Here is a 734-nt window from a genome sequence, read left to right on the forward strand (position 1 = left end):
CTGTAACGCACGCCAAACCTCCCCCGTAGCCACTAAACGCTCACTGTCTTTTTTAAGTTGTTGGGCTTGCTCAAGTGTACGCTCAAAGTTTTCTGGCTGAGGAGTTGGTTTTTCTTCAATTGTTTCAGGTTGACTTTGTTCTTTAGCTAAAACGTCGGCAAATAAACGCTCTGCTATTTCATCATGTCGTGTAGAGCTCGCTTTGCTTTGAGCTTTTTCTGGTTGGGCATTTAGCTCTACTTCATCCGTAACTTCTTCTGCTTTAGGCATCTCTGCAACTTTTACCGTTGCTGCTTTATTCGCAGGCTGTGTGGTTAAGTCATAAGCAGATTCGTTAGGAGATACATTTTTATAGAATAAATCTTGTAAATAACCAGGCATTGCTTTGAGCGTAACCCATGTTTTGCTCCACTGCACCCCAAATGCCAAAGTGAACAATACCACTCCGAAAACAAGTAGAAATAATGTCGCACCATAAATTGTTAACAGTTGAGATAAGCTTTGCCCCAACTCATAACCAATAATCCCACCTGCGGCATTATCTAAAGTATCTGCAGGTACATTCCAGTGAAGGTAAAGCAAACTCGAAACAACAAGAATTAAGAAGAACTGCGCAGCATAACGGAATGGGCGGTTTAGAAAACTATGTGGCCACCAGACTTGAATCGCTTCAACAAATAGGAAGATTGGAATAAGTAAACTTGCCCAACCTAAAAAGCCAAACAGCAAATCTG

Annotated in this window: 1 protein-coding gene; it reads right to left on the reverse strand. The window is 41.6% G+C overall.

The window, feature by feature from the left end; genetic code table 11:
• Positions 1-734: DNA translocase FtsK 4TM domain-containing protein (locus ABD296_RS49560; protein WP_344285535.1), on the reverse strand; the 734-nt coding region annotated here is incomplete at both ends.

The organism is Actinomadura napierensis, from assembly GCF_039529375.1.
GTDB lineage: Bacteria > Actinomycetota > Actinomycetes > Streptosporangiales > Streptosporangiaceae > Spirillospora > Spirillospora napierensis.